The following is a 24,180-nucleotide window of genomic DNA, read 5'->3' as shown; positions in this document are numbered from 1 at the left end:
GATGCCGAACTGGATCGACCGCCTGCGCCGCTGGGCGCTGCCTGCCCTGGCCGCATTGGCCGTGGTCGGCTGCACCCGTACCGAACCGGGCACCACCACCGTGCGCTTCTGGGCGATGGGCCGCGAGGCGGAGGTGGTCAGCGAGCTGATCCACGAGTTCGAGGCCGAGAATCCGGGCATCAAGGTCGATGTGCAGAACATCCCGTGGACGGCCGCGCACGAGAAGCTGCTGACCGCGTTCGCTGCCGACGGCCTGCCGGACGTGTGCCAGCTGGGCAACACCTGGGTGCCGGAGTTCGCCGAACTGGACGCGCTGACGCCGCTGCAGCCGTTCGTGCAGCGCTCGGCCGTGGTCGACCCGAAGGACTACTTCCAGGGTATCTGGGATACCAACGTGATCCATGGTGAGCTGGTAGGCGTGCCGTGGTATGTCGATACGCGCCTGATCTACTACCGCAAGGATCTGCTGGCCAGGGCCGGCTATGACCACCCGCCGCGCACGTGGGCCGAGTGGGACGAGCAGATGGCGGCGATCAAGCGCATGCAGGGCCCGAACCGCTATGCGGTGCTGATGCCGATCAACGAGTTCGAGCAGCAGCTGTCGCTGGCGCTGCAGCAGCCCGATCCGCTGCTGCGCGACGACGACACGCGCGGCAATTTCGCCAGCCCGGGGTTCCGTCGCACGCTGGCCTTCTACGCCAACATGTTCGAGCAGGGCTGGGCGCCGAAGATGTCCGAGACGCAGATCTCCAACGTCTGGGATGAGTTCTTCCGTGGCTTCAACGTGTTCTACATCTCCGGCCCCTGGAACATCCGCGAGTTCAAGAAGCTGCAGCCCAAGGAACTGGAAGGGCAGTGGGGCACGGCCGCGCTGCCGGGTCCGGACGGCCCGGGTGCCGGTATTGCCGGAGGCACCAGCCTGGTGATCTTCCGCAAGTCGCAGCAGAAGGAAGCGTCGTGGAAGCTGATCGAGTTCCTGTCGCGACCGGAAATCCAGGCGCGCTTCCATTCGATCATCGGCGACCTGCCGCCGCGCCGCAGTACCTGGAACGCGCCGTCGCTGGCCAACGATCCGCTGGCCGCTGCGTTCCGTGACCAGCTGGAGCGGGTCAAGCCGACCCCGAAGGTGCTTGAGTGGGAGCGCATCGTGCAGGAAATGCGCATCGTCACCGAGAAAGTAGTGCGTGGTGGCCTGGCGCAGGACAAGGCCGTGGAAGAGCTGGACCAGCGCGTGGACAAGGTGCTGGCCAAGCGCCGCTGGATGCATGAACAACAACGCCTGCAGCAGCGCGTGCCGTCGCCGCAATCGAGCAGTGCCGTGGCCGCCGGGAGCGCGCAATGAAACGTACTTCGCTTGCCGGCTGGATTTTCGCCGGTCCCTCGCTGATCGTGCTGGGCATGTTCTTCGGCCTGCCGGTGGCTTCGGCGCTGGCGCTGAGCGTGACCGACTTCGACCTGTATGCCTTGGCCGACAGCAGCAACCTGCGGTTCGTTGGCCTCGGCAACTACATCGATCTGCTGCAGACACCGATGTTCTGGAAGTCGCTGTGGAATACCACCTACTTCGTGTTGATCGGCGTGCCGTTGTCGATCGGCGTGTCGCTGGGTGCGGCGATGCTGCTGAATGCACCGGCCGCGCGCTTCAAGGCGCTGTTCCGCACCGCGCTGTTCGCGCCGGTGGTGACCACGCTGGTGGCGGTGGCGGTGATCTGGCGCTACCTGTTCCATACCAGCTACGGCCTGGTGAACTACGGCCTGGGCCATCTGGGTATCAGTCCGATCGACTGGCTGGGTGATCCCAACTGGGCGATGCCGACCATCATGCTGTTCGCGGTGTGGAAGAACTTCGGCTACAACATGGTGATCTTCCTGGCCGGCCTGCAGGCGATCCCGCATGACCTGTACGAGGCCGCGCGCATCGATGGCGCCTCGCGCTGGAAGCAGTTCCTGCACATCACTCTGCCGATGCTCGGCCCGGTGCTGCTGGTGGTCGGCGTGATCACCGTGTCCGGCTACTTCCAGCTGTTCGCCGAACCGTACGTGATGACCCGCGGCGACCCACTGCAGAGCACCGTCAGCGTGCTGTATTTCATGTTCGAGGAAGGCTTCAAGTGGTGGAACCTGGGACGCGCCTCCGCAGTGGCGTTCCTGCTGTTCCTGATCATCCTGGCGGTGACCACCGTGATGCTGCGTTTCGGCCGCAAGAGGCAGTTGGTATGAGTCGTGAAATCGGCCAGTCGCGCTGGTACCCGTGGTTGATCAATGGTGCGTTGCTGGTGCTGGCCCTGGTCAGCCTGGCACCGCTGCTGTGGATGCTCTCGGTCTCGTTCATGCCGCAGGGCGAGGCGACCCACTTCCCACCGCCGCTGCTGCCATCGAGCATCACCACGCGCAACTACCATGAGTTGTTCGCGCGCACCGGCATGGGCGGCAACTTCGCCAACAGCCTGCTGGTGTCGGTCGGCATCACCCTGGGTTCGCTGCTGCTCAACACGATGGCCGGCTATGCCTTCGCCAAGCTGAACTTCGTTGGCCGCGAGCGCCTGTTCCAGGTGCTGATGGCGGCGCTGGTGATTCCGGCGCAGGTGGCGATGCTGCCGCTGTTCCTGCTGATGAAGCAGCTGGGCCTGGTCAACAGCTTCGGCGGCGTGATCGTGCCGGCGCTGGCCAGCGTGTTCGGCATCTTCCTGGTGCGCCAGTACGCGCGTTCGATTCCGGACGAACTGCTGGAAGCGGCCCGTATCGATGGGGCAGGGGAGCTGCGCATCTTCTTCCAGATCGTGCTGCCGATGCTCAAGCCGGTGCTGGTGACCCTGGCGATCTTCACCTTCATGGGCGCATGGAACGATTTCATGTGGCCGTTGATCGTGTTGACCGACCAGGAGCACTACACTTTGCCGGTGGCGCTGGCCACCCTCTCGCGCGAGCACATCATGGACGTGGAAATGATGATGGCCGGCGCGGTGGTCACCGTGGTTCCGGTGCTGGCGCTGTTCCTGGTGCTGCAGCGGTACTACATCCAAGGTCTGTTGCTGGGGAGCGTCAAGGGATGAAGCGAGCGATCGCCGTTGGACTGGGCCTGTTGTGGACCTCCCTGGCGATCGCCGCACCACCGGCGCTGCCGGCACCGAAGGTGCTGGACGATTTCGACGACATCGCGGCCTGGAAGCTGGTGCTGTCCGACCAGGTCAGCGGTTCGCTGCGGCCGGTCAGCGGCGCCGGTGGAGGCCGCGCGCTGTGCCTGGACTATGACTTCCACGATGTCTCCGGCTACGTCGGCATCCGTCGCGCGCTGAACATCGAGTATCCGGTCAATTACCGCTTCGGTTTCCAGCTGCGCGGCGAATCGCCGGGCAACGACCTGCAGTTCAAGCTGATCGATGCCAGCGGCGACAACGTCTGGTGGGTCAATCGTCCCGGCTACAGCTTCCCCAAGGCGTGGACGCCGGTCGAGTACCGCCGCCGCCAGATCGACAAGGCGTGGGGTCCCTCGCCCGAGAAGGAGATGGCGCGCAGCGCTGCGGTCGAGTTCACGATCTACAGCAAGGTCGGCGGCCGCGGCACGGTGTGCTTCGACAAGCTGACCCTGCAGGGCCTGCCAGCCCAGGATGACTCGGCGCTGGTGCCGTCGGTGATTGCCGACACCGCCACCGCGCTGCAGGACCGCATGATCGACGGCAAGAGCGATACGTTCTGGATCAGCGGTGGCGTCAAGCAGCAGACCATCAGCCTGGATCTGCACAAGAGCCGCGAGATCGGCGGTGCGGTGATCGACTGGCTGCCGAACCTGGAGGCGCGCCGTTACACCGTGCGCACTTCCGAGGACGGCCGTGACTGGCGCACCGTGCGCGAAGTGACCAGCGGTGCCGGTGGCCGCGACTGGCTTGCCCTGCCGGATACCGATGCGCGCTACGTGCGCTTCGATCTGCAGGATGGCCCGAACTGGCGCTACGGCATCCGTGACATCGCGCTCAAGCCGCTGGCCTTTGCTTCCACCCCGAACGCGTTCCTGTCCTCGGTCGCCGCCGACCTGCCACGCGGCTCGCTGCCACGTGCCTACGTGGGCGAGCAGCCGTACTGGACCCTGCTCGGCCTCGATGGCGGCCAGGAACAGGCGCTGATCAGCGAGGACGGCGCACTGGAGCCGGCCAAGGGCAGCTTCAGCATCGAACCGTTCATCCGCCTCGACGGCAAGCTGCTGGACTGGTCGAAGGTGGCCATCACCCAGTCGCTGCAGGATCACTACCTGCCGATCGCCAACGTCGACTGGGTGCATGAGAAGGCCGGCCTGGCGGTGACCAGCTTCGTGCAGGGCACGCCAGAGCGCGCGCAGCTGATCGGCCGCTACCGGCTGAGTAATCCGGACAAGGTCGCGCACGAGTACACCCTGGCGCTGGCGATTCGTCCGTGGCAGGTCAATCCGCCCACCCAGTTCCTCAACACTGTCGGTGGTTTCAGCCGCATCGATGCACTGGATGTGGGCGAGCAGCTGGTGCGGGTCAACGGTGAGCCGCGCATCTATCCGCTGCAGGTGCCGGACGCGCGCTTTGCCAGTACGTTCGACGGCAAGCTCGATGCGATGCATCTGGAAAGCGGGAAGTACCCGGCTACGACCGCAGTGAAGGACAGCACCGGCATGGCGTCGGGTGCGCTGATGTACACGATCAAGCTGGAACCGGGCCAGAGCCGTGAAGTGGCGGTGGTGCTGCCACAGACCGGTGGCTGGGCGCCGCAGGCGCTGGACGTGGCCAAGGCGCAGGCGCAGGTGGCCGAGCAATGGCGGAAGAAGCTGGGCGTGGTCTCGCTGCAGGTGCCGGCCGCTGGCCAGGCGCTGGTCGATACCCTGCGTACCGCGGTCGCGCACATGCTGATCTCGCGCGTCGGCCCACGCCTGCAGCCGGGCACGCGGTCGTATGCGCGCAGCTGGATCCGCGATGGCGCGATGATCTCCGAGGGCCTGCTGCGCATGGGCCGCAGCGATGCGGTGCGCGACTACATCAACTGGTATGCGCCGTATCAGTTCGAGAACGGCAAGGTGCCGTGCTGCGTCGACGCACGCGGCAGCGATCCGGTGCCGGAGAATGACAGCCATGGCGAGCTGATCTACAGCATTGCCGAGTACGGGCGCTACACCGGCGACAGCACCTTCGTCGAGCTGATGTGGCCGCATGTGCAGGGCGCCTACAGTTATATGGAGCAGTTGCGCGCCAGCGAGCGCACCGAAGAGAACCGCGCACGCAACCCGGCCTTCTACGGCATGATGCCGGCCTCGATCAGCCACGAAGGTTATTCGGCCAAGCCGATGCACTCGTACTGGGACAACTTCTGGGCGTTGCGCGGCTACAAGGACGCTGCGCTGCTGGCGACCCAGCTGGGCAAGGTCGAGGCGATGCAGATCGCCGAATCGCGCGACCAGTTCCGGGATGACCTGCAGGCCTCGTTGCTGTCGGCGATGCAGCAGCACAACATCGACTACCTGCCGGGCTCGGCCGAGCTGGGCGACTTCGATGCGACGTCGACCACCATCGCACTGGCCCCGGGCGGGGAGCAGGGCAGGCTGCCGCAGCAGGCGCTGGAGGCGACCTTCGAACGCTACTGGAACGAGTTCGTCGCCCGTCGCGATGGCAAGCGCGAGTGGAAGGACTACACCCCGTACGAGTGGCGCAACGTGGCGGCGTTCGTGCGCCTGGGCTGGCGCGACCGCGCCTGGCAGGCCACCGAGTTCTTCTTCAGGGACCGCGCACCGCAGGCCTGGAACCAGTGGGCCGAAGTGGTCTCGCGCACGCCGCGCAAGCCGTTCTTCGTCGGTGACCTGCCGCATGCCTGGGTGGCCTCGGACTTCGTGCGCTCGGCACTGGACATGTTCGCCTACAACCGCGACATGGACGATGCGCTGGTGCTGGCTGCCGGCGTACCGAGCGCGTGGCTGCAGGGCGAGGGCATCGTCGTGCAGGGCCTGCGTACGCCGCAGGGCCAGCTCAACTACCGCCTGCAGCGTAGCGACAAGCAGCTGGTGCTGGAGGTGCAGCCGGGCCTGGTGCCACCGGTGGGAGGCGTGGTGCTGCCGTGGCCATACGCCGGTGAACCGGGTGAGGCGAGCATCAACGGTGAAGCGGCCGAGTGGGTCAACAAGGAACTGCACGTGCACCAGCTGCCGGCGCGGATCGAGATCGAAGTACCGAGTGCGGTGCGCCGCGCCGAGCGCAAGGGACAGTAACGATGAAGCAGCAGGGGGCGAGGGTGCGCACGTCGGTGCGTGCCCTGGGGCTGGCCATTGCAATGGCATTGCCGGGCGTGATGATGGCGGCCGAACCGGTTGCCACGACCGCGGCGGCCGACGTTGCCAGCGCGCCGGGCATGAGCATGGTCACCTTCAACCTGCATCATGACCGCGAAGACTGGCCGAGCCGGCGCCGCACCATCCTGGCCGAGCTCAAGCGCCTGCAGCCGGATGCGGTTGCCCTGCAGGAGGTGATCCAGCGCCGCAACGTGCGAAACCAGGCGCAATGGCTGGCCAGCCAACTCGGCTACAAGTACGTGTTCGTGTCCACCGATCCGGTGGGGGCACCCAAGCGCTACGGCAATGCGCTGCTGACCCGGCGGCCGATCCTCGCCCAGGGGGATCATCTGCTGCTGCCGTTGGACGACTACCGCACTGTTGCTCACCTGCGCATCGACGTCGACGGCACGCCGGTGAATGTCTACGCCACGCATCTGAACGAGCGCAACGACGACAGTGGGCAGCGCATCCGCCGCAGCCAGGTCGAGGACCTGCTGCGCTTCATCGCTGCAACGTCGGCCGGCGCACCGGTGGTGATCGCTGGCGACTTCAATGCGCTGGTGGATGCCGGCGACCTGAGCGAGCTGCGAAGTCACTACGGCGACAGCTACGGCAGCGTGCACGTCAATACCGACCTGTCCGGGGTCAGTACGCTCAACCGCCACTATTATCAGGCGCCTTCGCGGATCGACCACATCTTCTTCCAGCAGGACGAAATGGTCGCGCGCGAGGCGAAGCTTCTGTTCGACCAGCCTGACGACAGCGGTCGCTGGGCCTCGGACCACTACGGCGTGTGGACCCGGTTGCAGTTCGCGCCGAAGCCCTGACGCAGACGCGCTCCGGTAGGTGCCAACCTTGGTTGGCACGGGCGTGTCCGCGTGCACTCAATCAACGGCGCCAACCAAGGTTGGCCTCTACCAAGGCGAAGCCAGCGCCAAACACAAACGAAAACGGCGGGGATCATTGATCCCCGCCGTTTCGTTTTCACGCGATCAAAGAGCGATCAGTTCGCCGGCGGCGTACGCTTGGCGGCCTCTTCGTCTTCTTCGTCGGCCTTGGCTTCTGCAGCCTGGGCTGCAGCGTCGGCATGGCCATCGGCGACCGGGTCGATCGACGGCGTCACCACCGCTTCGGCGACCGGGGCAGCGGCTTCGATCGGCGCGGCTTCCACCGCTACCGCAGCGACCGGCTGTTCGGCGACCACGACGGGCTCGACGACCGGCTTGGCTTCAACCACCGGCGCAGCCTCAACGGCCACCGGCTTGGCTTCGACCACCGGAGCGACTTCAACGATCTCCGGCTTGGCTTCAACAATCGGCGCAGCCTCGACCGCCACCGGCTTCGCTTCGATCACCGGAGTGGCTTCGACAATCTCCGGCTTGGCTTCAACCACCGGCGCCGCTTCAACCGCGACCGGCTGTGCTTCGGTCACCGGCGCGGCAGCGGCTACCGGCTGGGCCGGGGTCGCAGCGTCAATGGCATCGAGCATGCTGGTCTGCACCGGCGAGGACACCACTTCAGTCTTCGCAGCAGCGTCGACCGGGGCCTGTACTTCAGCCACGACCGGGGTGGCGGCTTCGACCACCGCGCTGCTCACCATTGCCACCGGTGCGGCAGCAACGGCGGCGGCAGCACGGACCGGCTTCGCGGTGTCGGCAGTGGCCGGTTCGGCTTCGTCATCGAAGTCGAACTCCGGCTGCGAACGGGCCGGCTGCGCAGCAGCGACCAGAGCGGTCCCGGCGGTGTTGTCGACGTTCGGCTCCGCGCCGTCGGCGTCATCACCGTCATCACCATCGTCCTGGTCATCACCCAGGGCGTCGCTGCCGGCGGCGTTCTCGGCGCCACCGCGACGACGACGACGGCCACCACGACGGCCACGACGACGGCGGGTCGCGCCTTCGCCTGCCTGCTCGCCATTGGCGTCGGTTGCGGCCTCTTCACCGGCAACCGCAACCCCCTCGGCCTCGCTGGCAGTGTTGGCAGTGTTGGCAGCGGCCTCGATCGGACTTGCGGCGTCCACCGGAGCGGCGGCCACCGGCGCAACCGGAGCAACCGGCGCGGTCGCTTCCTGCGCGGCCACCGCATTGGCGGCGACGGCCGTGGCGGCCACGGCTGCTGCCGCGGTCACGGCGTCGACCGGTGCTTCGGCGGCACTGCGCTGCGGCTTCTCGGCCGGCTTGTCACCGTCCTGCTGCTGGCGCGGCTGCTTCGGCTGCTTCAGCTTCGGCTGCTGCTGGTTCTGGTTCTGGCCCTGCTGCTCATTGCGCGGCTTGTTCTGCTGCTGCGGCTGCTGCTGGCCATCCTTCTGCTGCGGCTCCTTCTGCTTGCCCTGCTGCGGCTGCTGCTGGGCATTGCCGTTGTTGCCGTTGCGGCCGTCCTTGTTGCGCTGCTCACCACGGTCCTTGCGGTTGCCGCCGTCCTTCTGCTGCTGCGCGTTGCCATTGCCACGATTGTCGTCGCGACGGTCCTTGCGGTCCTTGTTGCGATCCTTGTTGCGGTCCTTGCGGCCACCGTCCTGCTGCTGGCGCGCAGCCGGGGCGGCCGGCGCCGGAGCGGGTGCCGGCTCGCCACCGAACACGCGCTTGAGCCAACCGATCACGCCGCCGCTCGGGGCTGGCGCCACCGGCGCTGCCACGACCGGGGCCGGAGCGGCTGCGGCCGGCTCCGCTTCCTCGCGCACCGGGGCGGGGGAGGTGTGCTTGACCTGGGTCACCGCCGGCGGCGGGATGTTCAGCTGGCCCTTGGTCAGGGCGTGCACCGGCAGCTTGCGCGGGGTGCCGCGCTGGTAGCTGGGCTTGTTGCTCTCTTCACCCAGCTCGTTCTCGCGCAGGCGGGTGACGGTGTAGTGCGGGGTGTGCAGCTGCTCGTCAGCGACGATCACGATCGGCGCTTCGTGGCGCTGCTCGATCTCGCGCAGGGCGCTGCGCTTCTCGTTCAGCAGGTAATTGGCGATCTCCACCGGGGCCTGGACCAGCACCTGCCCGGTGTTCTCCTTCATCGCATGCTCTTCGGCGACGCGGATGATCGACAGCGACAGCGACTCGACGCTGCGCATGCGGCCGTGGCCGTCGCAACGCGGGCAGACGATCTGGCTGGACTCGCCCAGGCTCGGGCGCAGGCGCTGGCGGCTCATTTCCAGCAGGCCGAAGCGCGAGATGCGGCCGACCTGGACGCGGGCGCGGTCGTACTTCAGCGCGTTGGCCAGGCGGTTCTCGACCTCGCGCTGGTGCTTGTTGGAGGCCATGTCGATGAAGTCGATCACCACCAGGCCGCCCAGGTCGCGCAGGCGCAGCTGGCGGGCCACTTCCTCGGCCGCTTCCAGGTTGGTCTGGAACGCGGTGTCCTCGATGTCGCTGCCCTTGGTGGCGCGCGAGGAGTTGACGTCGACCGCGGTCAGCGCTTCGGTCTGGTCGACCACGATCGAGCCGCCCGACGGCAGGCGCACGTTGCGCTCGTAGGCGCCTTCGATCTGCGACTCGATCTGGAAGCGGTTGAACAGCGGGATGTCGTCCTTGTAGTGCTTGAGCTTGCGCAGGGTCTGCGGCATCACCTGCTGCATGAACTCGCGGGCGTGCTCGTACATCTCCTCGGTGTCCACCAGGATCTCGCCGATGTCGGCGCGCAGGTAGTCACGCAGGGCGCGCACGATCAGGCGCGATTCCTGGTAGATCAGGAACGGAGCCGGCTTGCTCAGCGCGGCTTCGGCGATGGCGCGCCAGACGTTGAGCAGGTAGTCCAGATCCCACTGCAGCTCTTCCGCATCGCGGCCGACGCCGGCGGTACGGATGATCACGCCCATGTCGTCGGGAATGTTCAGCTTGTCCAGGGCGTCCTTCAGGGCGGCCCGGTCTTCGCCCTCGATGCGACGGGACACGCCGCCGGCGCTGGGCGAGTTCGGCATCAGCACCATGTAGCGGCCGGCCAGCGAGATGAACGTGGTCAGGGCGGCGCCCTTGTTGCCACGCTCTTCCTTGTCGACCTGGACGACGATCTCCTGGCCTTCCTTCAGCAGTTCGCGGATGCCGGCCTTGTTGTGGTCGACACCGGCCTGGAAGTAGTCGCGGGAGATTTCCTTCAGCGGCAGGAAGCCATGGCGGCCGCCACCGTATTCAACGAAGGCTGCTTCCAGCGAGGGCTCGATGCGGAAGATCCGGCCCTTGTAGATGTTGGACTTCTTCTGTTCCTTCGACGGCTGCTCGATGTCGATGTCATACAACGACTGGCCATCCACGATGGCAACACGCAGCTCTTCAGCCTGCGTGGCGTTGATCAGCATTCGCTTCATTGTTGCGTTCCTCGCAAGCGGCTACCGCGCGGAACGCCATGGGGTTTCGCCTCTGGACACGGTTCGCCGCCCATTCGCGCAAGCGCGGGGAGGGCGGCTTGGGTTTCCAGCGCTACGACACCACGGCAGGCCGCGGGAGCGCTTCACTCTTATGGGTTTTGGGGTGTTACAGGCCGCAGGCAGCTGTCAGCCAGGCTGGAGCGCCACGCGGGACATGTTCAGCACGGTTGCGTGTCAGGCATCCGGCGATGGCCGGGAAGGCCGGTGAGCCGCTAACATGGCCGCCCCGCGGGCGGTGGTCGCGCACTGTGCCGGATTCGTCGGAAGCTGGGCTTCTGGCCCTGAGTAACTTCCAACGAAATCAATCCCTTATCTCGCCCCCCGAGTGTAACAGAATAAACAGCCTGATGACCGCCCAAGACCCGACCAAACCCGCTGGCGACAAGCCTTCCGTGCGCATGATCACCGTTCCCGCCGACCGCGCCGGCCAGCGCCTGGACAACTTCCTGCTCGGCCAGCTGAAGGGTGCCCCGCGCAGCCTGGTCTACAAGCTGGTGCGCAGCGGCCAGGTACGGGTGAATGGCGGCCGCGCCAAGGCCGAGCGCAAGCTGGAGGCGGGCGACGAGGTGCGTGTACCGCCGGTCCGTCTCAGTGAAGAAGGAGACAAGGCCGGTCCGCCGGAGGCGTTCATGCGCCGCCTGGAGCAGGCCATCGTGTTCGAGGATGCCCGCCTGCTGGCCCTGAACAAGCCGACCGGCGTGGCCAGCCATGGCGGCAGCGGCATCAGCTTCGGTGCCATCGAGACCCTGCGCGCGCTCCGCCCGGGCCAGACCCTCGAGCTGGTCCACCGTTTGGATCGCGACACCTCGGGCCTGCTGATCGTGGCCAAGAAGCGCTCTGCGCTGAGTGAACTGCAGGCGCTGCTGCGTGAAGATCACGGCGCCGGCATCCGCAAGCGCTACCTGACCCTGCTGGCCGGGCGCATGCCCGACGGCGTGATGACGGTCGATGCGCCGTTGCACGTGGGCCTGCGCCAGGGCGGCGAGCGCCATGTGCAGGTCAATGCGATCGGCAAGGAATCGATCAGCCACTTCCGGGTGCTGGAGCGCCGCGGTGGCCACTCGTACTGCGAGGTGCGCATCGAAACCGGCCGCACCCACCAGATCCGCGTGCATGCCCAGCATCTGGGGCATCCGGTGGCCGGTGACGACAAATACGGCGATCCTGCGGTCAACAAGCGGCTTCGTGAGCAGATCGGGCTGAAGCGCCTGTTCCTGCACGCGGCCTCGCTGGAGTTCGCGCTGGACGACGGCAAGAGCCCGTATGTGCTGAACGCGCCGCTGGCGGATGAGCTGGTCGAGGCGCTGGACCGCCTGAAGTAGCGTCGAGCTTGCTCGACTGGCTTTCCGCGTGACCCGACCGATCGGTAGATCCACGCCATGCGTGGATGCGCCCTTCTGGGCCGTTCACCACTTGAACAGCACCAGGCTGATCGCCAGCGTGCCCATGCCTGCCACCAGGCCATACACCGTCTCGTGGCCCTTGGCATAGCGTTTGGCTGCCGGCAGCAGTTCATCCAGCGCCAGGAACACCATCACGCCGGCGATCAGTCCGAACACCCAGCCGAAGGTGGCGTGCGACAGTGATCCGGACAGCAGCCAGTAGCCAAGTGCCGCGCCGACCGGTTCGGCCAGGCCCGACAGCAGGCTGGCGGTGAACGCGTAGAGCTTGTTCTGGGTGGCGAAGTACACCGGCACCGCGATGGCGATGCCCTCGGGAATGTTGTGGATGGCGATGGCGAAGGCCAGCGGCATGCCTACCGAAGGGCTTTCCAGCGTCGCGAAGAACGTCGCCAGGCCTTCCGGGAAATTGTGCGCGGTGATGGCGATCGAAGTCAGCAGCGCGACCCGTTTCAGGTACTCGCGGCTGTTCTCGCGGAACGCAGGATCCTGCTTGTCCAGGCTGTCATGCGGGTTGGGAATGAAGTGGTCGATCAGTACGATCACGATCACACCCAGCAGGAAGGCCAGGGTGCCGTAGGTGAAGCCGGTGCGCTCGCCATAGGCCAGGGCGAACGAGGCAATGGACTTGTTGAGGATCTCCGACAGCGACACATAGACCATCGCACCGCCGGCGAAAGCCAGGCCGAAGGCCAGCAGGCGCGGGTTGGGGCGGCGCGAGAACAGCACCAGCAGGCTGCCGATGGCGGTGGCCAGGCCGGCCGCGAGGGTGACCGCCAGTGCGATCCAGACATTTTCGGGGGGAATCTGCAGCATGTACCGACGCGGTCCTGGTCAACAGACAGCCGCCCCGGATGAACCCGGGGCGGGGAGGGCGAGGCGGGCGTCGGCTGGCCTCGTCGGGGTGCGCGCGATCAGCCGCCGCGGCGCAGGCGTTCTTCGATGGCGAAGCACTGGTCGGGTTTCGGCTGCGGCGGGTTGAAGCTGACCGGCACCTGGATGGTGGCCGGCACGGCAGCGCCGTTGCGGGTGGCGGCCTTGAACTGCCAGCCCTGAACGGCCGTCTTGGCCAGTTCGTCCAGCTGCGCGTTGCCGGCGCCGGTCAACAGGGCGACCTCGCTTGGCTTGCCGTCGGTGCCGATGGTCACCTTGAAGGTGCTGGTGCCGCCTACACCCATGCAGGCCAGCTCGAGCGGGTACTGCGGCGGCGGCGTCTTCACCGCGGCCACTTCGGTCGGCGGCGGCGGTGGTGGTGCCGGCGGTTCCGACGTGCCGCAGCCGGCCAGGCCGGTCGCAGCGATCAGGGACAGGCTCAGCAATCGTACGTTCATGGCAGTTGCTCCGTCAGGGCCGAAGTCTTTGCCGCGCAGATGAAGTCGTTCTCGCTCAGGCCACCCACGTCGTGGGTGGAGAAGCGCACGACCGCGCGGTCGTAGTGCACGCCCAGGTCCGGATGGTGGTCCTCGTGATGGGCGATCCAGGCCAGCGCGTTCACGAAGGCCATCGTGGCGTAGTAATTCTTGAAGCGGAAGGTGCGCAGCAGGGCCTGGCCACCCTCGCTCAGCTCCCAGCCGGGAACTTGCGGCAGCAGTTCGGCCAGGCGGGCTTCGCCGAGCTTGTGGTCGCTGCCTTTGCGCGGCACGCAACGGGCCTGGGCCAGTGGAATCAGGTCGGCCATGGGAATCTCCACCTCGTGTTGACTGAACAATGCGCCGGACGGTGTATAAACCGAATGAGCGGCTGACGCTTACTTGGCTAGAATAGCCTGATGATCCAGATCTCCGACACTGCCCAGACCCATTTCCGCAAGCTGATCGAACGCGAGGGCGTGCCCGGCATGGGCGTGCGCCTGAGCGCGGTCGACCCCGGTACCCCGCGCGCCGATGCCCGGCTGGAATTCGCCGAACCGACCGACCTGCTCGGTGACGAGTGGGCGGTGGACTGCGATGGCTTCACCCTCTACGTCGATGCGAGCAGCGTCGGCTGGCTCGACGGCGCCGAGATCGACATCGTCGCCGGCACCGCCGGTACCCAGCAGCTGACCATCAAGGCACCGCGCATCAAGGGCGAGGCCCCCGGCGATGCCGCGTCGCTGGTCGAGCGCGTGCACTGGGTGGTGGAGAACGAAGTCAATCCGCAGCTGGCCTCGCATGGCGGCAAGGTGGCCGTGCAGGAAGTTTCGGCCGACGGCGTGGTGCTGCTGCGCTTCGGTGGTGGCTGCCAGGGCTGTGGCATGGCCGACGTGACGCTCAAGCAGGGTATCGAGAAGACCCTGATGGGCCGCGTGCCGGGCGTGACCGCCGTGCGCGACGCGACCGACCACGACAGCGGCCACGCGCCGTACATCCCGCGCGGCAACGTCGCCTGACCGCTGACGCGTGCCTCTGACCCGGGCCGAGCAACTCATTGATCTGCTGCTGGCCCGCCAGCAGCCACGCGCCGTCCTCGAGAAGTCCACGCGCCTGCCCTATGGCTGGGCGCTGTGGCTGCGCTCGCTGGGCCCGCTGCCGCGGCCGTTCCACGCCCGCGAAGTGATTGCGGTATTGCTGCCACGCCCGCTGCCTGGACCGCCGGGCCAGTTGCCCCGTCTGTCACCATTGCAGGCGCTGCGCCGGTTGTTGTGGCAGGACTGGGACGCTGCGCCGCGCGATCAGCGCTGGATGCGCTGGACCTCGGCGTTGGCCAGCGCGCTGCTGCACCTGCTGTTCTTCATGCTGCTGCTGTGGGTTGCGGTGATCCGCACCACGGCACCGGAAGCAGAGGGCGCCGAAGGCGAGCGTGTGCAGGTGGAATTCGTCGGTCGCGCCAGCCAGGAAGGCGGGGGTGATCAGCCCGGTGCCGAAGCGGCTGCCGCTGCACCGGCCGGGCAGGTTGCCGCCGGCCAGGAAGCGGGGGCAGCGACGGCACCTGAGCCGCGTCCTGCGGCCGCACCGTCGCCTGCGCCCGCACCGGCCCCAGCACCGACAGCCGCCGTGCCGTCGCCGCCGGCCGAAGCCAAGCCGGCTCCGCTTGCGGCCCCGCCACCGTCGCCGGTGCAGGCCACCGAAGTGGCGCAGGCCAGCACGGATTTCGTGGTGCCGCCGGTCAGCGTGCCGCGCACCGAGGTCAGCATCGTGCCGCGTGACACCACACCCGCGGTGCGCGAGCGCAGCGTGCAGGCGGTGCAGGCGCCGCCAACCCCAACCGCACCGCGTGCGCCGGAGATTACGGTGCGGACACCGCAGCTGCGTGACATCCCGGTGCAGGAGCGCGAAGTCAGTACGGTCGATGTACCGGCGGTGTCGCAGCCGCTGCGCACGGCCGATGTGCAGGTGCGCGTGCCGCAGCGCGACGTGCAGGTGCGCGAGCGTGAAGTGCAGGCGGTGGTCGATCCGCAGGTGCGGATGGCAACCGTCGCCGGTCGTGAACCGGCGGTGCGTGCGCCAGTGGGGCGTGACGTACAGGTGCGCGAGCGCGAAGTGGCCTCGGCAGCGGCGGCAGCCCCTTCGTCTTCCAGTGGGAATTCATCCACGGCAACGCCCGCGCCGGCAGCCAATGGCAGTGCGGCGCAGGCGAGCAGCAGCACTGCGCGGCCTGCTGCATCCAGCACGACCCCGGCCCAGGCCGGAGCGCGCCCGGCCCCCAATCCGGGCAACTGGGCCACGCCCACCAAGGGCGACGACTGGGGTGCATCGAGCCGCAACCATGACGGCGCCGACAACGGCGCCCGCCAGGCCAGCACCACCGGCAAGGGCAGTGGTCTGTTCAATGCCGATGGCAGTGTCCGCGTGCCGGGCCAGGAAGGCGAGGGTGGTGCCGAGCGCGGTGCACCCGGTGGTGCCAACGATGGCTGGAGCAAGGAACGCATCGCGCAATCGGGCACCTGGCTGAAGCGACCGCCGTACGACTACACGCCCACTTCGTTCGACAAGTACTGGGTCCCGCAGGAATCGCTGCTGGCCGAGTGGGTGCGCAAGGGGGTCAAGGCAATGGAGATTCCGTTGCCGGGTACCAGTACGAAGATCTCCTGCGTGATCTCGATCCTGCAGGCCGGTGGTGGCTGCGGCCTGACCAATCCGAACATGCAGGACCAGCCGGCGGTGGCGCGGCCGCCGCCGGACATTCCGTTCAAGAAAGACCTGCAGGAAGATAACGGCAGCCGCTAGGCAAGGCGCGCGCGCCACACGCTGACCGGCTCGCGCTTGGGTAGGTGCCAACCTTGATTGGCACAGAAGCGCCGACCAAGGTCGGCCTCTACCAAGGCATCAGCGCATGCCGACCAGGGGCGGCATCCACCAGGGCAGCGACCTCACGCGCTCTGCGACAGGAACACCCAGAACGGCACGTCGCGGCCAACCCAGTCGCGGCTGGCTTCGTCCATCACGTCCAGCAACGTGTCGAAATCCTTCTGCGTGGAGGCGCGCAACGTATCCACGTCGGCCAGGAACAGCGCGTAACCGTTGGCCGGCAGCCACTGCAGGTCGCGCAGGTTGTCCGACAGTGCATCCCAGTTGCCGCCGAAGCCGGCAGGGAAATCCAGTTGTGCAGCCAGCCGCGCGAGCAGGGTGCGCTTGTCGGCCACGCCTTCCAGATCGATGCGGATCACCTTCAGTCCGGCATCGCGCATCGCTGCGGCCAGTGCGCCGATGTCGTCGCTGTCGATGGCGTAGACGCCGGCATTGTTGATGTCATGCAGGCCGAGGCCGAAATCATCGTGGCTCATCACTGCGCTCCCTGGGCCGGTACGGTGAAGCTGCGGAACGATTCGTAGTGATCGTCGGTGTAGTACCACGCCTCCGGCGGATCGCCGCCGGTGACGATGCGGCGCGTGCCACGGGTGCGTGCGCCGGGGGTGTCCACGGTGTATTCGCGGTAGTAGCCGCGCGGACGCTGCGGCAGCTGCTGTTCGCGGTTGCCGAAGGTGCTGCCATCTTGGCGGTGCGGGAACGGCCCGCCGCGCTGGATCAGCGCGATGGTCTGCCGGGCTTCGGCGGGCAGGAACGCGGGCAGACCGTTGTCCTTGCCGGGCGTGGCCGTGGCCGGTGCGCGCGCGGCAGGCGCACCCTGCAGGTCCGGCGCGAACTGCGGCGCCGGCGGGCGCTGCATGAAATGGTTGACGACCAGGCCGAGCAGCAGCAGGGCGATGGCGGTAATCAGCAGCCGGGGGTTGCGCATGGGCAAGGAGCGGGCGAGGGCGGTGCAGGCACTGTAGCGCCTGTGCGCTGCACGGTGCATGAGGATGGCATCGCGTCACTGCTGCGTAACAATTGCCGTCGTGCTCACTGGCAGGACGCAATTTCCTTTACATCCCCCTTGGTAATCTGGCGGTCTGTCCCCATCATTCACCGCGCAACGCCCGACACCGTCGGGTGCCCTCGCAATCAGGAGATGCATCATGGCCTATACCCTGCCCAAGCTGTCCTACGCCTACGACGCGCTGGAACCGCATATCGATGCGGCGACGATGGAAATCCATCACACCAAGCATCACCAGACCTACATCAACAACGTCAACGCGGCGCTGGAAGGCACCGAGTACGCTGACCTGCCGGTCGAAGAACTGGTGAAGAAGCTCAAGTCGCTGCCGGAGAACCTGCAGGGTCCGGTGCGCAACAACGGTGGCGGCCATGCCAACCACTCGTTGTTCTGGACCGTGATGGCTCCGAATGCTGGCGGCAACCCGGTGGGCGACGTGGCCAAGGCCATCGACAAGGACCTGGGTGGCTTCGACAAGTTCAAGGATGCCTTCACCAAGGCTGCGCTGACCCGTTTCGGCAGCGGCTGGGCATGGCTGAGCGTGACCCCGGACAAGAAGGTCGTGGTCGAGAGCACCGGCAACCAGGACAGCCCGCTGATGGAAGGCAACACCCCCATCCTCGGCCTGGACGTGTGGGAACACGCGTACTACCTGAAGTACCAGAACCGTCGTCCGGAATACATCGGCGCGTTCTTCAACGTCATCGACTGGAACGAAGTCGAACGCCGTTACCAGGAAGCGATCGCCTGATCGCGGTAATGGGATGAACTGAAAAGGCCGGGGGAGACCCCGGCCTTTTTGTTTTCCGCATTGGTAGTGCCGGCCGCTGGCCGGCAGCCCTGGAATGCCGGCCAGCGGCCGGCACTACCTATTCGGCGGTGGCCGTATCGCCCTGCAGGCGCAGGGTGGCCATCACGCCCAGGCGCAGGCCGGGCAGGTCGCCGTCGGCCGGCAGCAGGATCGGCTGCTGGCGGATGCCGCCGAAGTGCTTGACCTGGAACAGCACATCCAGGCCATGGCCGCTGCTGCCGCCGCCACTGGCCGCAGGCGCCTCGACGCGACCGCCGGGATTGCGCCGGGCCGGCTGGAACCCCGGGGTGCTGCGCACGAGCTCGACGGTGGTTGCCGAGAAATCGCCGGCGATCAGGCTGGGCATGCCCTCGGCGGTGGCGCCGATCCAGGTCATCAGGTCGCTGGTCTGATGCTGGCGGGCGGTGGCCTCGTCCGGGTCCGGGCGCAGCCGTGCCACATAGATGTTGACCAGTGCCTCGCCCAGCTTCAGCCGCATCATGCCGGCGGCGCTGAAGGTGCCGGGTGGGTGCAGCAGGGTCACGCCATCCTCGCTGACCGGCAACCGGGTCAGCATCGCGTTGCCATGCCGCAACGGCTGGCTGGGCGGATCGGCGGTAACGAAGTCGCAGCTGTAGCGCAGCCGGCTGGCCAGCCAGCAGGCCGGGTTGCGGCCCTGCTGCTGCAGCACCTGCTGCACCGAGATCACGTCTGGCTGCAGATCGGTCAGCAACTGTGCGACCTGCTCGCGGCGCAACTTCCACTGCGCATCATCGCGGCTGGGCAGCTCCAGCGCGGCCACGGTCAGCTGGCGGGGCTCGCTTTCGCTGGCCGTCGTGGTCGGTGCCTGCGGCCGTGCCTGTGCCTGCAGCGCCATCAGCAGCACCAGGCAACTGAGCAGGAGGCGGGCGGGGGCGAGGGGGCGCATAACGATAAGTTTACGCTTTTGTCGTGCAGGTGCCGTGACTTCCGGCACGGAGTGTCGCTGCCTGCCATGGATTGGCACCGTTGTCATGCAGCCCTGCAGCGTGCTTCGCAAGCCCTGCTTCCGGTAATCTTGCGCCTTTCGCTTTGCAGGATTGCCTTACAGGATGAGCCACGACGCAGTTGCCCCCATCGCCGGCCAGGGAAAGATGCCGCGCCAGATCCCGTACATCATCGGCAATGAGGCCTGCGAGCGGTTCAGTTTCTACGGGATGCGCAACATCCTGGTGCAGTTCCTGATCACCTCGCTGCTGCTGCAGGAAATTACTGCGGAAGGCCGTGCCGGTGAAGCCAAGGACATCATGCACAGCTTCATGATCGGCGTGTATTTCTTCCCGCTGCTCGGTGGCTGGCTGGCCGACAAGTTCTTCGGCAAGTACCACACCATTCTCTGGTTCAGCCTGGTCTACTGCGCCGGCCATCTGTGCCTGGCGCTGTTCGAGAACAGCCGCGAGGGCTTCTTCCTCGGCCTGGGCCTGATCGCGCTGGGTGCCGGTGGCATCAAGCCGCTGGTGGCCTCGTTCATGGGCGACCAGTTCGACCAGAGCAACAAGCACCTGGCCAAGATCGTCTTCGACGCCTTCTACTGGATCATCAACTTCGGCTCGCTGTTCGCCTCGCTGCTGATCCCGCTGGTGCTGAAGAACTGGGGCCCGCAGTGGGCGTTCGGCATCCCGGGCATCCTGATGTTCATCGCCACTTTCGTGTTCTGGCTGGGCCGCAAGCGCTACGTGCTGGTGCCGCTGCCGCCGAAGGATCCGCATTCGTTCGCCAACGTGGTGCGTACCGCACTGACCACGCGCGTGGCCGGCCAGGGCCGTCCGGGCCTGGTGATCGCCGTGCTCGGCCTGGTGCTGGCAGCGGCCTCGTTCGGCCTGGTCGGCTCGCTGGGCATCGTCATCTGCCTGTGCCTGGCGCTGGTGTCGATCCTGGCGGGCATCGGCGGTGGCACCTGGCTGCAGCTTGATCGCGCCCGTGGCCAGCATCCGGCCGAAGCCGTGGAGGGTGTGCGCTCGGTGCTGCGCGTGCTGGTGATCTTCGCGCTGACCACGCCGTTCTTCTCGCTGTTCGACCAGAAGGCCTCGACCTGGGTCCTGCAGGGCCAGCAGATGCAGATGCCGAGCTGGTTCACCGCCTCGCAGATGCAGGCATTGAACCCGCTGCTGGTGATGATCCTGATTCCGTTCAACAACCTGGTGCTGTACCCGGCCCTGCGCCGCTTCGGCTTCGAGCCGACCGCGCTGCGCCGCATGACCGCCGGCATCGCCTTCAGCGGCCTGGCCTGGATCGTGGTGGGCGGCATCCAGGTGGTGATGGACGGTGGCAACGCCATGTCGATCTTCTGGCAGATGCTGCCGTACGCGCTGCTGACCTTCGGTGAGGTACTGGTCTCGGCCACCGGCCTGGAGTTCGCCTACAGCCAGGCGCCGCAGGCGATGAAGGGCGTGGTGATGAGCTTCTGGAACCTGACCACCACCATCGGCAACCTGTGGGTGCTGCTGTCCAACGCTGCCGTGCGCAACGATGCGGTGACCCACAAGATCGCCAGTACGGGCCTGAGCGAAGCGGCATTCCTGATGTTCTTCTTCGCCGGTTTCGCCTTCGTCGCGGCGTTGGCCTTCGGTTGGTATGCGAAACGCTATCGTATGGTCGACAACTACCGTAGCGCCTGAGCCTGACATGACCCCCGTCAATCTGCTGTTGATCGCCATCACCGCCATCCTGTCGTGGATGGCGTTCAACAACCGCAAGCTGGCCGATCGCCTGATCCTGTGGCCGCCGGCCATCGACCGTCACCGCCAGTACGACCGGCTGGTGACCTATGGCTTCATCCACGCCGACTGGTCGCACCTGATCTTCAACATGATCACCCTGTTCTTCTTCGGGGGATTCATCGAGAGCGTGATGGTGCAGCTGACCGGCAGCTACCTGACCTACCCGGCGTTCTACATCGGTGCGCTGCTGGTCTCGATCCTGCCCAGCTACCTGAAGAACCAGAAGAACCCGAACTACCTCAGCCTGGGTGCGTCCGGGGCGGTGTCGGCGGTGCTGTTCGCCTTCATCCTGATCAAGCCGTGGTCGATCATCCTGGTGTTCTTCATCCCGGCGCCGGCGATTGTCTATGCCGCGTTCTACGTGGGCTACAGCATCTGGATGGACAAGCGCGGCGGTGACCGCATCAACCACAGCGCGCACCTGGCGGGCGCGGCGTTCGGCGTGATCTTCATGCTGGCCATGCAGCCGAGCATCTTCACTCACTTCCTGCGCGAACTCTCCAACCCGACCTTCCGCCTCGGCGGCGGTTGATGACGGGAGCGGGGCGGATCGGCAGCGATCCGCCCCCGCTGTTTCAGAGCGTGGGCTGCTGACCGTAGGTATCCAGCAGGCGGGCGAACACTTCTTCGCCGATGCGCTGGAAATCCTGGTCCTGGGTCTGCCCTTCCACCGCCAGTTGCAGCAGGCCCTCCAGCAGGGCGCGGTCGGTATCTGAATGGGAATCGCTGGGGTGCATCGGAGCCTCCGCGGTGGTGCGCATGATCAACGGTCGCAAGGGTCGTGCCAGCCTGGCTGTACCCCTCCACAGGCGATAGCGGCCGCCAGCGCTCCAGCTTGAGGGCCGCAATCTGACGTGAATGGATCGGACTTGCCCCTGTTCAGGCTTCACGCGATCATGGCGCCCGGCTGCGCACCATCCACGCAGTCGCCGCAGGAGACAGTTCCATGGCTTCGGTCACGCCCCCCGGTCTGGCCTACGAGGTCGAACACGACCTGGCCAACCATCGCTTCACCGCCCGTGTGCGCGGACAGCTGGCGGTGCTGGATTACCAGATCAAACGCAGGCGCATGGTCATCACGCATACCGAGGTGCCCGAGCCGATCGCCGGCCGAGGCATCGCCGGTGAACTGACCCGTGTGGCGCTGCGTTTTGCCCGTGAGCAGAAGTACAAGGTGGTGCCGGCGTGTTCCTACGCCGAGGCCTTCCTGCAGCGGCATGAGGAGTACCACGACCTGCTCGTTGGCTGAATACCAGCGGGCCACGCTTCAGCCATGGCAGGCGATGATGTACAAACATGAACAGGGGATCCCGATGAAGATTGGAAACAACCGGCCATTGCACGGCAGCGTGCTGGCCGGCGTGGTGGGCGTGCTGTTGCTGGCCGGTTGCCAGCGTGAAAGCGAGCCGGCACCGGCGACCGACGCGGCACCCGCCGCCGAGGCCACTGCTGCAGGCGAAACGCCGGCCACGGAAGCGCCGCTGGACCTGCGCGATGTGATCGAAAACAACGAGCGCGAAGTGGTGGGCATCAGCTACCCGGCCGGCATCGACCGTTACCCGGGCCTGGCACGCGCGCTGCAGAGCTACGCCACCAGTGCACGCGGCGACCTGCAGCAGGCGCTGGACGGGCTGGGCAATGACAAGCCGACCATGCCCTACGAACTGTCGCTGAGCTTCGAGAAGCTGCTGGAAACGCCGCAGCTGGTGGTGGTCAGTGCCGATGGCAGCCGCTACACAGGTGGCGCCCACGGTGAACCGCTGGTCGCGCGCTTCGTGTGGCTGCCGGCGCAGCAGCAGATGCTCAGTGCCGACAAGCTGGTGGCCGATGCCAAGGGCTGGAAGGCGATCAGTGATTTTGTAGCCGACCAGCTGCGCGAACGCGTGGCCACTCGCCTCAGCGGCGAGGACATGGATCCGGCCCAGCTGCAGGAATCGCTGCGCAACGCATCGCGCATGATCGCCGACGGTACCGGCCCGCAGGCCGACAATTTCAGCCAGTTCCAGCCGCTGACCGACGACAAGGGGCAGATCACCGCGCTGCGCTTTGTTTTCCCGCCGTATCAGGTGGGTCCATACTCGGACGGCACCCAGACCGCCGATGTCCCGGCGGCGGTGCTGTTGCCGCACGTGGCCAAGGACTACGTGGAGCTGTTCGCACGCGGTTGACCGCAGTCGAGGAGGTGGCGTGGATACAGGGTTGCAGGAGCGGGTCGCCGGCCTGCTCCACGAAGCCGGGGTCCGCATCGGCGGCACCCAGCCACAGGACATCCAGGTGCATGAACCGCGCTTCTTCGCGCGGGTCATGGCGCACGGCTCGCTTGGCCTCGGCGAAAGCTACATGGACGGTTGGTGGGATGCCAACGTCCTGGATGAATTCCTCGTCCACCTGATGCAGGCGCACCTGGACGAGCGGGTGCACGGTTGGCGCGAAGTGGCCGATGCACTGAAGGCGCGCCTGTTCAACCTGCAGGTGGGGCAGGGCAGCTACGAGGTGGGCCGCCGCCACTACGACCTCGGCAATGATCTCTACCAAGCCATGCTGGGCCGGCGCCTGGTCTACAGCTGCGGCTATTGGCGCAATGCCGATGATCTCGACGCCGCGCAGGAAGCCAAGCTGGACCTGGTCTGCCGCAAGCTGGGCCTGCGCCCGGGACAGCGCGTACTGGACATCGGCTGTGGCTGGGGCGAAGCCCTGAAGTTCGCTGCCGAGCGTTACGGCGTCAGCGGCGTCGGCGTGACCATCTCGCAGGAACAGGCCGAGTTCGCACGCGAACTGTGCGCCGGCCTGCCGATCGAGATCCGCCTGCAGGACTACCGCGAACTGCACGAACCGTTCGATACGATCTTCTCGATCGGCATGTTCGAGCACGTCGGTGACAAGAACTACGCCAGTTTCTTCGAGGTGGCCAGGCGCTGCCTGTCGCCGCGTGGCCTGCTGCTGTTGCATAGCATCGGCACCAACATCTCGCGGCATCGCACCGATCCGTGGATCGCGCGCTACATCTTCCCCAACTCGATGCTGCCGTCGGCGGTGCAGATCAGCAAGGCGTTCGAAGGCCGTTTCGTGCTGGAGGACTGGCACAACTTCGGCACCGACTACGACCTGACCCTGCAGGCCTGGCGGCGCAACGTGGAAGCGGCGTGGCCACGGCTGGACGCGGGTTACGACGAGCATTTCCGGCGCATGTGGCGTTTCTACCTGGCCGGGTCGATGGCGACCTTCCGTTGCCGGCATGCGCAGTTGTGGCAGCTGGTGCTGTCGCCGGAAGGCGTGCCGGGTGGGTACGTGGCGCCGCGTTGATCTGGAGGATCATCCACGCATGGCGTGGATCTACTGCGATCACGCAATCGTATGGTGGATCCACGCGA

At 66.6% G+C, this 24,180-nt stretch carries 22 protein-coding genes; 14 read left to right on the top strand and 8 right to left on the bottom strand.

Going from position 1 to position 24,180, the window contains the following annotated elements:
- Nucleotide 1: 1 nt before the first annotated feature.
- From AC13GF_RS09330 to AC13GF_RS09310, 5 genes are read left to right on the top strand one after another with little or no spacing between them, the layout of a single operon-like run.
- On the top strand, nt 2-1,342 hold the full coding sequence (locus tag AC13GF_RS09330; RefSeq protein ID WP_483004440.1) for a sugar ABC transporter substrate-binding protein: 1,341 nt from the start codon (nt 2-4) through the stop codon (nt 1,340-1,342).
- Nucleotides 1,339-2,220, top strand: coding sequence for a carbohydrate ABC transporter permease (locus AC13GF_RS09325; protein WP_006378065.1), 882 nt, complete (start codon nt 1,339-1,341; stop codon nt 2,218-2,220). Before AC13GF_RS09330 ends, AC13GF_RS09325 begins: the two co-directional genes overlap by 4 nt.
- Nucleotides 2,217-3,053, top strand: coding sequence for a carbohydrate ABC transporter permease (locus AC13GF_RS09320; RefSeq protein ID WP_006378064.1), 837 nt, complete (start codon nt 2,217-2,219; stop codon nt 3,051-3,053). Before AC13GF_RS09325 ends, AC13GF_RS09320 begins: the two co-directional genes overlap by 4 nt.
- The gene (locus AC13GF_RS09315) at nt 3,050-6,217 is read left to right on the top strand and encodes a discoidin domain-containing protein (protein ID WP_483004439.1); all 3,168 of its coding nucleotides are present in this window, start codon (nt 3,050-3,052) and stop codon (nt 6,215-6,217) included. Before AC13GF_RS09320 ends, AC13GF_RS09315 begins: the two co-directional genes overlap by 4 nt.
- A gap of 2 nt (nt 6,218-6,219) precedes the next feature.
- Complete coding sequence (locus AC13GF_RS09310) at nt 6,220-7,107, top strand: endonuclease/exonuclease/phosphatase family protein (protein WP_483004438.1); 888 nt, start codon at nt 6,220-6,222, stop codon at nt 7,105-7,107.
- Between the two features lie 176 nt (nt 7,108-7,283).
- Here AC13GF_RS09310 and AC13GF_RS09305 read toward each other — a convergent pair whose 3' ends face one another.
- Nucleotides 7,284-10,565, bottom strand: a complete 3,282-nt coding sequence (locus AC13GF_RS09305) for an Rne/Rng family ribonuclease (RefSeq protein ID WP_483004437.1) — start codon at nt 10,563-10,565, stop codon at nt 7,284-7,286.
- Between the two features lie 407 nt (nt 10,566-10,972).
- On the opposite strand from AC13GF_RS09305, the gene AC13GF_RS09300 reads away from it, so the two are divergent.
- The gene (locus AC13GF_RS09300) at nt 10,973-11,947 is read left to right on the top strand and encodes an RluA family pseudouridine synthase (RefSeq protein WP_029550681.1); all 975 of its coding nucleotides are present in this window, start codon (nt 10,973-10,975) and stop codon (nt 11,945-11,947) included.
- Between the two features lie 84 nt (nt 11,948-12,031).
- Here the strand turns inward: AC13GF_RS09300 and zupT are convergent, their stop codons facing one another.
- From zupT to AC13GF_RS09285, 3 genes are all read right to left on the bottom strand, one after another.
- Nucleotides 12,032-12,841, bottom strand: a complete 810-nt coding sequence (gene zupT / locus AC13GF_RS09295) for a zinc transporter ZupT (RefSeq protein WP_483004436.1) — start codon at nt 12,839-12,841, stop codon at nt 12,032-12,034.
- A gap of 98 nt (nt 12,842-12,939) precedes the next feature.
- On the bottom strand, nt 12,940-13,356 hold the full coding sequence (locus tag AC13GF_RS09290; protein WP_126927539.1) for an energy transducer TonB: 417 nt from the start codon (nt 13,354-13,356) through the stop codon (nt 12,940-12,942).
- Nucleotides 13,353-13,703 (bottom strand): 4a-hydroxytetrahydrobiopterin dehydratase, encoded by a 351-nt coding sequence (locus tag AC13GF_RS09285; protein WP_006377739.1) that lies wholly within the window; start codon nt 13,701-13,703, stop codon nt 13,353-13,355. Before AC13GF_RS09285 ends, AC13GF_RS09290 begins: the two co-directional genes overlap by 4 nt.
- Before the next feature lie 90 nt (nt 13,704-13,793).
- Between AC13GF_RS09285 and AC13GF_RS09280 the strand changes: the two genes are divergently transcribed.
- Nucleotides 13,794-14,393, top strand: a complete 600-nt coding sequence (locus tag AC13GF_RS09280; protein ID WP_010486746.1) for an NfuA family Fe-S biogenesis protein — start codon at nt 13,794-13,796, stop codon at nt 14,391-14,393.
- A 10-nt stretch (nt 14,394-14,403) separates the two neighbouring features.
- Entirely contained in the window at nt 14,404-16,170 is a 1,767-nt protein-coding gene (locus tag AC13GF_RS09275; protein ID WP_483004435.1) for a hypothetical protein, read from the top strand.
- A gap of 143 nt (nt 16,171-16,313) precedes the next feature.
- Here the strand turns inward: AC13GF_RS09275 and AC13GF_RS09270 are convergent, their stop codons facing one another.
- Entirely contained in the window at nt 16,314-16,727 is a 414-nt protein-coding gene (locus tag AC13GF_RS09270) for a barstar family protein (protein WP_032129660.1), read from the bottom strand.
- Complete coding sequence (locus AC13GF_RS09265) at nt 16,727-17,179, bottom strand: guanyl-specific ribonuclease (protein ID WP_483004434.1); 453 nt, start codon at nt 17,177-17,179, stop codon at nt 16,727-16,729. The genes AC13GF_RS09270 and AC13GF_RS09265 overlap by 1 nt, the downstream gene beginning before the upstream one ends.
- A 220-nt stretch (nt 17,180-17,399) precedes the next feature.
- Between AC13GF_RS09265 and AC13GF_RS09260 the strand changes: the two genes are divergently transcribed.
- Nucleotides 17,400-18,011, top strand: coding sequence for a superoxide dismutase (locus AC13GF_RS09260; RefSeq protein ID WP_005410310.1), 612 nt, complete (start codon nt 17,400-17,402; stop codon nt 18,009-18,011).
- Nucleotides 18,012-18,129: 118 nt separating this feature from the next.
- Here AC13GF_RS09260 and AC13GF_RS09255 read toward each other — a convergent pair whose 3' ends face one another.
- Nucleotides 18,130-18,978 (bottom strand): endonuclease/exonuclease/phosphatase family protein, encoded by an 849-nt coding sequence (locus AC13GF_RS09255; RefSeq protein ID WP_483004433.1) that lies wholly within the window; start codon nt 18,976-18,978, stop codon nt 18,130-18,132.
- A gap of 163 nt (nt 18,979-19,141) precedes the next feature.
- Here AC13GF_RS09255 and AC13GF_RS09250 point away from each other — a divergent pair, with 163 nt between their 5' ends.
- Together AC13GF_RS09250 and AC13GF_RS09245 are read left to right on the top strand one after the other, a co-directional pair.
- Nucleotides 19,142-20,707, top strand: a complete 1,566-nt coding sequence (locus AC13GF_RS09250) for a POT-type proton-dependent oligopeptide transporter (protein WP_483004432.1) — start codon at nt 19,142-19,144, stop codon at nt 20,705-20,707.
- Between the two features lie 7 nt (nt 20,708-20,714).
- A complete protein-coding gene (locus AC13GF_RS09245; RefSeq protein ID WP_010486760.1) occupies nt 20,715-21,341 on the top strand; it encodes a rhomboid family intramembrane serine protease in 627 nt (208 codons plus the stop codon).
- A 43-nt stretch (nt 21,342-21,384) separates the two neighbouring features.
- On the opposite strand, the gene AC13GF_RS09240 is transcribed toward AC13GF_RS09245, so the two are convergent.
- Nucleotides 21,385-21,546, bottom strand: a complete 162-nt coding sequence (locus AC13GF_RS09240; RefSeq protein ID WP_165929939.1) for a hypothetical protein — start codon at nt 21,544-21,546, stop codon at nt 21,385-21,387.
- Nucleotides 21,547-21,755: 209 nt separating this feature from the next.
- Here AC13GF_RS09240 and AC13GF_RS09235 point away from each other — a divergent pair, with 209 nt between their 5' ends.
- From AC13GF_RS09235 to cfa, 3 genes are read left to right on the top strand one after another with little or no spacing between them, the layout of a single operon-like run.
- On the top strand, nt 21,756-22,058 hold the full coding sequence (locus tag AC13GF_RS09235; RefSeq protein ID WP_006455911.1) for a GNAT family N-acetyltransferase: 303 nt from the start codon (nt 21,756-21,758) through the stop codon (nt 22,056-22,058).
- A gap of 37 nt (nt 22,059-22,095) precedes the next feature.
- The gene (locus AC13GF_RS09230; RefSeq protein WP_483004431.1) at nt 22,096-22,977 is read left to right on the top strand and encodes a DUF3298 and DUF4163 domain-containing protein; all 882 of its coding nucleotides are present in this window, start codon (nt 22,096-22,098) and stop codon (nt 22,975-22,977) included.
- A gap of 19 nt (nt 22,978-22,996) precedes the next feature.
- Nucleotides 22,997-24,112 (top strand): cyclopropane fatty acyl phospholipid synthase, encoded by a 1,116-nt coding sequence (gene cfa, locus AC13GF_RS09225; protein WP_483004430.1) that lies wholly within the window; start codon nt 22,997-22,999, stop codon nt 24,110-24,112.
- Nucleotides 24,113-24,180: the final 68 nt, after the last annotated feature.

Source organism: Stenotrophomonas sp. 22LJNL06-5-1, assembly GCF_056861455.1.
Note: the sequence above shows the minus strand (reverse complement) of the source record. Positions and strands in the feature narration are given on the sequence as shown.